Annotated in this window: 7 protein-coding genes; 3 read left to right on the top strand and 4 right to left on the bottom strand. The window is 59.5% G+C overall.

Annotated features, from left to right (window positions below; all coding sequences use genetic code 11):
• The 4 genes from Q0063_RS14125 to Q0063_RS14110 all read right to left on the bottom strand — a co-directional run.
• A partial coding sequence (locus Q0063_RS14125) for a hypothetical protein (protein WP_297872602.1) occupies positions 1-232 on the bottom strand: 232 nt, incomplete at its 3' end.
• A 108-nt stretch (positions 233-340) separates the two neighbouring features.
• Positions 341-967 (bottom strand): SipW-dependent-type signal peptide-containing protein, encoded by a 627-nt coding sequence (locus Q0063_RS14120; RefSeq protein ID WP_297872601.1) that lies wholly within the window; start codon positions 965-967, stop codon positions 341-343.
• 178 nt (positions 968-1,145) lie between these two features.
• Positions 1,146-1,676: a signal peptidase I gene (locus Q0063_RS14115; RefSeq protein WP_297872600.1), complete on the bottom strand. Its 531-nt coding sequence runs from the start codon at positions 1,674-1,676 to the stop codon at positions 1,146-1,148.
• On the bottom strand, positions 1,673-2,077 hold the full coding sequence (locus tag Q0063_RS14110; protein ID WP_297872599.1) for a hypothetical protein: 405 nt from the start codon (positions 2,075-2,077) through the stop codon (positions 1,673-1,675). Before Q0063_RS14110 ends, Q0063_RS14115 begins: the two co-directional genes overlap by 4 nt.
• 711 nt (positions 2,078-2,788) lie before the next feature.
• Between Q0063_RS14110 and Q0063_RS14105 the strand changes: the two genes are divergently transcribed.
• The 3 genes from Q0063_RS14105 (at position 2,789) to Q0063_RS14095 (ending at position 5,999) form a co-directional block, all read left to right on the top strand.
• A complete protein-coding gene (locus Q0063_RS14105) occupies positions 2,789-4,051 on the top strand; it encodes a BTAD domain-containing putative transcriptional regulator (protein WP_297872598.1) in 1,263 nt (420 codons plus the stop codon).
• A gap of 605 nt (positions 4,052-4,656) precedes the next feature.
• A complete protein-coding gene (locus Q0063_RS14100) occupies positions 4,657-5,139 on the top strand; it encodes an RNA polymerase sigma factor (protein WP_297872597.1) in 483 nt (160 codons plus the stop codon).
• Positions 5,136-5,999, top strand: a complete 864-nt coding sequence (locus tag Q0063_RS14095; protein ID WP_297872596.1) for an RsiV family protein — start codon at positions 5,136-5,138, stop codon at positions 5,997-5,999. The genes Q0063_RS14100 and Q0063_RS14095 overlap by 4 nt, the downstream gene beginning before the upstream one ends.
• Positions 6,000-6,117: the final 118 nt, after the last annotated feature.

Genomic DNA, 6,117 nt, shown 5'->3' with positions numbered 1-6,117 from the left:
AGCAGCTGGCGCTGTCTGCGTATACCATGACCTTGGGGTCCTTGTCGAGAACGGCGCCCGGGGCCATGATGTACGGGCCCGTCGTCTCTTTCAGAGCCAGGCCGACGCTTGCTGTGGTAAAGGTGTTCACCACAGCGTCGGTTCCCCTGTTCAGCCAGGCCATGGTGCCGCCGAAGATGACTCCCAGCAGCGCGACCGCCGCGCACAGCAGGGCCACGGTCCGTTTTTTCATAGGATTTCCTCCTTAGTCGGGGTTAGGGTTTTTCGTTGCGTTAGTTCTCTTTTGTGTAAATGTAAGATACTCTCTTACCAGATGTTGTCTAAATTGGGGGCGGGAAGCTCAAACGCCGAAGGTATCGCAAGCAATCGCATCAATTTCGGCTCTGTTAAGATTTTCTGCCTGGTGAGCAAAGGCCTGGATGGTGATGGTATTGCTGCCTGCGGCGGCCTGAATCGCCAGCATATCATCATTGGTCAGCTCATCGTTGAAAATGACGTGCTTGAACACATACTCGGTTACAGCGCCGTCATAAGCAGAGACAGCCAGATCACCGAGACGGTAAACAACCTTGTTCGCAGTCGGATCGCTGACCGCAACCCATTTGCTGGTGTCGACGTCCAGCATGGTGGCAACAACGCCGGAGGGAATTTCAATCGTGTTGAGCTTATTGTCTACGCAGACGTACACGTAGCAATCCTCACTGCCTTCCTCAACAGTCACAAACGGATCCTTATTGATAACTTCGCCGGGCAGAACACGGGAATAAATCTGCTCAATGGTGGCTTCCTCAGTCAGATTGCCCTCATTATCAACTACATGCTCCTTCAAGTCGATCTGGATATTGCCCACAGTGAAGGTATTGACCACGTCGTCGGTCTGAGCGGTCAGGTAAGCCAGGGTACCGGCGGCGGCGATGCTGGCCACGACGGCCACGGACAGGATCAGCGCTAACAGTTTCTTCTTCATGCTTGGTTCCTCCTAAAAATGATTTTTTATATCCATGCAGCCTTCAGTTGCACAAGATACCGTATGGGGTGTTTTCCCTGAGTCTGGGGGCATCATACTCCCAAAAAGTTTCAGGCAGGTTACAGGCGGAAAATTTTTTCAAAATTTCCTGAAATTTCTTTCCGATTTTCAGATTCCTTTAAGATTTCTCTTTTTTCTTCCGCTCCGCGTCCCGCTTGTCGGCGGCGTCCGCGGCGTCCAGCAGCTCCGGCACAAACATCAGCGCCAGAAGGGCCAGCGCCCCGCACCCGGCAATGTACAGTCCCGGCGGCTGGGAAATCCACGAGGACACATAACCCAGCCTGGGGATGCAGAACCGGGGCCTGCCAATCAGGTTGGCCGGGGCCACCGGCGTGCCGTCCTCGGCGTTGTTGGCGTCTCCCTTGGTGTGAAAGCCCGCCTCGTCAATGCTCACCACCCGGTGCGTGGCAATCAGCCCCTCCCCCAGGTAGAAGGTGATGGGGTCCCCCACCTCCACGTCGGCGGGGTCCGCCGCCTTGACGTAGATCATGGAGCCCACGGGATAGGTGGGTTCCATACTGCCGCTGAGCACCGCGTAGGGGGTCAGGCCCACCACCCGGACGCCAGCCAGCAGAATCGCCAGGACCACCACGGCGCTCACCAGCACCCACGAAATCAGATTCCATACCTTTTTTAATGTAGGGTTCATGATACGTTTTCCTCCACAGATAATGCGCTGTCCATCAGCCGCACCAGCTCCAGCACGCTCCGGAACTGGGCGTCCATCTGCCGGTCCGCCCAGACCAGATTCCCCTGCCAGCTGGCATTCTGCCGGAACAGCACCCGGACCTGAAAGGTGGCCAAGGCGGCCCCCTCAGTTTCCTTCGCCTCCGCCCCCTCCAGGGGCCGGGGCCGGGTAAAGGCCCGGTGTTCCTCTCCCCGCTGGGGCCGGTTCTTCCGGTCCATCAGAATTTCCATGGTCATCAGCAGCTGAGCCAGACTGCGAAAGAACACAGGCCGTTCCAGTCCGAGACCCATCAGGGTGCCCTGGGGCCGCATATGGTCATAGGAGGTGATCCGCACAATCACCGTGTTCTGCCCGGCCGGCATAAACTCAGAGGCTCCCACGCTGTTTATCCCTCCTTGGTTCTTAGAGCCTGTATTCACAACCGCTGAACGCTGTCTGAACGGCCTTTTTCCCGTCATACCGCGTCGATTTTCCTTGCAATCCGTCAGGATTGCTGCGGAAAAGCTCCTTGTCTGACAGGAAAAATTCCCGTCCATCCAGCATCCCACGGCTATGAATACAGGTTCTTAAAATTCGTAATGACCCTTGGCCGCAAACGGCGGGTCCCTCCGCCGGATATGGGTACAGCATAGCGCGAAAAGGTTTCAGCTTGGTTACAGCACCCTGATTTTTTCTCGAAAAAAAGAAAAATATTTTTTATTTTTATAAAACCTTTTTGCCCTTTTCCTCCATGTGTTTACAAAAATCTGTTCTAAAACCGCCCAAAACGCCTTGTGGATTCATACAAAGTTTTTCCGCGATCGGCGGGCAAATGTCCCCATATTTAGCTTTGCCGGGAGATTTACACGGCTTAACCCGTTTTTATCCCTTTTCACACATAAAATATCAAATGATTTCCATTCGTCAAAATCACAGGCCATTTCTGGGGGCAGCTAAATTTTTTCCTAAAAATCCACCCTTTTTTCCTAATTGGTGCTATAATACGAAGACCGGGGAGCTTTGCGCTTCTTTATGTGTGTTTAGAAACGCGTCCAAAAACGCCCCGGCAGCCAGGAGAACGGAGGACTCGAACATTGGAGCGCATCCTGTATATCAAAACCCTGGGCGGCTTTTCTCTGCGGCTCTCCCATCCGGAGGGGCAGGACGTGGAGATCACCGAGCAGGACAGTGGTTCCTGGCGTCAGTGGGCATTTCTGCAATACCTCTGTGTGTTCCACCAGCGCCGTATTCCCCAGGAGGAAATCATAGATATCCTCTGGGGCGACGTGGAGATCGGCAACCCGGTCAACACCCTGAAGACCCTGCTTCACCGCGCCCGGCTCACTCTGGAGCGGCTGGGCTTCCCCGACGGGAAAAAGGTCCTGCTGTACCGGCGCGGCGTCTACACCTGGAACCCGGATTTGACCATCAGGCTGGACACCGAGGAGTTCGACGATTTGCAGGCCCGGTTTGAGGCGGCTCCCCACAGCGAGGAGGGCCTCAGCGCCGCGAGAGAGGCCCTGGGCCTCTGCCAGGGGGATTTTCTGCCCCACGCCGCCGCCAGCCCCTGGGCCCTGTCGCCCCGTACATATTACCATTCCCGGTATCTCTATCTCTGCTGTGCCGCAGCCACGGCCCTCTGGGACCTGGACCGGCTGGACGAGGCCGTGGACCTGTGCCGCCTGGCCGCCACAGTGGACCCCTATGACGAAAGCTGCCAGCTTCTCATGATGCGCCTGCTCCACGCCACCGGGGCCAGGCAGGCGGTGTCCCAGTATTATAACGATGTATCCACCCTGCTCATGAGCCAGCTGGGCGTCTCCCCCTCCCGGGAGATGACCGCCCTGTATCACGAGCTCAGCGGTCCGGAGGAGGTCCAGGAGCTGGACCTGCAAACCATCCGCGCCATTCTGCTGGGGGAGGACGCCGCCAATAAGGGGGCCTTCTTCTGCGAATATTTTGTTTTTCAGAACATCTGCCGTCTGCTGGCCCGCACCACCGCTCGCAGCGGCGAGATTATCCAGCTGGGCGTCATCACCCTGTTCCCGAAGAAGGGGACCCGCCTGACGGTCTCCCGGCGGGCCGACGCCATGGGGAATCTGAAAAACGCCATTCTGGAAAATCTCCGTTCCGGGGATATCTTCACCCAGTTCAGCCCCACGCAGTTTTTGCTGCTGCTTCCCACCGCCAGCCGGGAAAACGGCTCCATGGCTGTGGACCGGGTCCTCAGCGCCTATGGCCGGACCCTCGGCGGCATGGCCGTCACGCCCCGGTTCAGCCTGCTCCCCGCCCTGAGTCTGGAGCACCGGAACGGGGCCGCCGCCCCCGGCTTCCGCCCCATGGCTGTCTCCCAGTAGGAAAGGGGAAGCAGATGAACGGGCAAAGCTTCTAAACACCTGCCGTCCCGCGGGACCGCAGGTGTTTTCGCTTTTTCCGCCGCAGAATCAGCCCTGTGAGGCCCGGTCCCCTGACCGGGCCATAGAAGGAGCCGGGGCCTGGGGGTATGGCCTGACCATGGAGTCAGGCCCCACGGACCTTCTATCGGGTATCGGGAAACCTCCCTGTGGGGCCCGGTCCTCCTCAAGCAATCCTTCAAACAGACAGCCGCCCGCCATACGGCGGGCGGAAACCAAAAAGAGGGGGTCCGGGGGATTCTTCCCCCGGCAGAAACCCGGCACCATTGGGAAAACGGGCGGGCACAGAGGCCCGCCCCTACAGCCGTTCTTACAGGGGCAGGCGTAAAGCCCGCCCACTTGCCAGTTCCTCGAACATGCCGCCGCCCGCCATACGGCGGGCGGAAACCAAAAAGAGGGGGTCCGGGGGATTCCTCCCCCGGCGGGAGACAAATAATTTTTGTCTCCCTCAAACTTTTCTCCCCCCTCCGCCGTCTCTTATACAGAAGCGCTTCCCGGCGCCGCCCCGGCGGCCGCCAGGCAATTCCCCCCGAAAGGACGATCATCCTATGGCACATACGATTGAAAGCACCCTGACCGCCTATCTCACGGCGGAGCAGGACCGGTTCTACCGGCTGGCCTTCAGCTATCTCAAGAACCAGGACGACGCCCTGGACGCGGTGCAGACCGCCGTCTGCCGGAGTCTCGAGAAGCAGGACAGCCTCCGAAACCCCGACGCCCTCCGGCCCTGGTTCTACCACATCCTGGTCAACGCCTGCATGGACATCCTCCGCCAGCGGAGCAAACTCGTGCCCTTCCCCGAGTCGGAGCCCGGGCAGGAGGACCCGCCGCCGCCGGACGAGCATCTGGCCCGGCAGGTGGAGGCCCTGCCGGCGGAAGTGGGCACGGTCATCCGGCTGCGGTTCTATGAGGAGCTGACCCTTAAAGAGATCAGCGCCGCCACCGGAGCCAACCTCAGCACCGTCAAGAGCCGGCTGTACGCCGGACTCAAAAAACTGCGCATCGCCATGGAAGGAGCGGAAGACGAATGAAACAGTTCAACGAATTCAGCAAGGCCAAACAGGCCTATGACGAGATCCCCATCCCCCGGGAGCTCTCGGACCGGGTCCAGGCGGGCATCCGCCAGGGCCGGAGGGCCCACCGGGCCCGGAAGACCCAGGCGCGCCGCCGCTGGCTCAGCGCCGCCGCCTGCTTCGCCCTGCTGCTGGCGGGGCTGAACCTGTCCCCCGCCTTTGCCAAGGCCGCGGCGGACGTCCCCGTCCTGGGCGGCCTGTTCCGGATTATGACGGTCATCTCTTATGACGCCTCTGACGGCGGCATCAACTACGTGGTGTCCGTTCCCCGGCTGGAGGCGGAGGGCGGCATGACCGAGACGGTCAACGCCGTCATTCGGGAAAAGGTGGACCAGCATATGGAAAAGGCCCGGCAGGACTGGGCCGATTACAAGGACGCCTTCTTTGCCACCGGCGGCACCGAAGAGGAGTGGGGCAACCGGGAGATGGACGTCATCATCGACTATTCCGTCACCCGGCAGACAGATACCCAGGTCTCCTTTGTGGTCACGCTGGCAGAGGGCTGGGTGGCCTCCTATGAAGAGCGGTACTATTACAACCTGGACCTGTCGGAGGACCGCGCCATCACCCTCCGGGACGTGCTGGGTGAGGACTGGGTCCGGCGCTGCAACGACGCCATCAGCGCGGAAATCGCCGCCAGCGTGGACGAAGAGGGCTTCACCTTCTTCTTCACCCCAGAGCAGGGCGGGTTCACCACCGTGGACGGGACGACCTCCTTCTACCTCCGGGAGGACGGAACCCCCGTGGTGGTCTTCCCCAAATACGCCATTGCCGCCGGAGCGGCGGGCTGGCCGGAGTTTGAGATTCCCCTGGCCTGACCCCCCGGAACACAAAAAGGAACAGGACTGTAATGGGTGTGCCTGATAAAGAATGACGCGCAAAACCCAAAAATATCAGGCAGTCACCGCAAAATGAAGCCAATGTGACACAAATTAA

This window comes from uncultured Oscillibacter sp., assembly GCF_947654275.1.
GTDB lineage: Bacteria > Bacillota > Clostridia > Oscillospirales > Oscillospiraceae > Oscillibacter.
Note: the sequence above shows the minus strand (reverse complement) of the source record. Positions and strands in the feature narration are given on the sequence as shown.

Coding starts and splice junctions, on each gene's coding strand:
- Q0063_RS14120 (WP_297872601.1), bottom strand. CDS start 967: ATGAAGAAGAAACTGTTAGCGCTGATCCTGTCCGTGGCCGTCGTGGCC.
- Q0063_RS14115 (WP_297872600.1), bottom strand. CDS start 1,676: ATGAACCCTACATTAAAAAAGGTATGGAATCTGATTTCGTGGGTGCTG.
- Q0063_RS14110 (WP_297872599.1), bottom strand. CDS start 2,077: ATGCCGGCCGGGCAGAACACGGTGATTGTGCGGATCACCTCCTATGAC.
- Q0063_RS14100 (WP_297872597.1), top strand. CDS start 4,657: ATGGCACATACGATTGAAAGCACCCTGACCGCCTATCTCACGGCGGAG.
- Q0063_RS14095 (WP_297872596.1), top strand. CDS start 5,136: ATGAAACAGTTCAACGAATTCAGCAAGGCCAAACAGGCCTATGACGAG.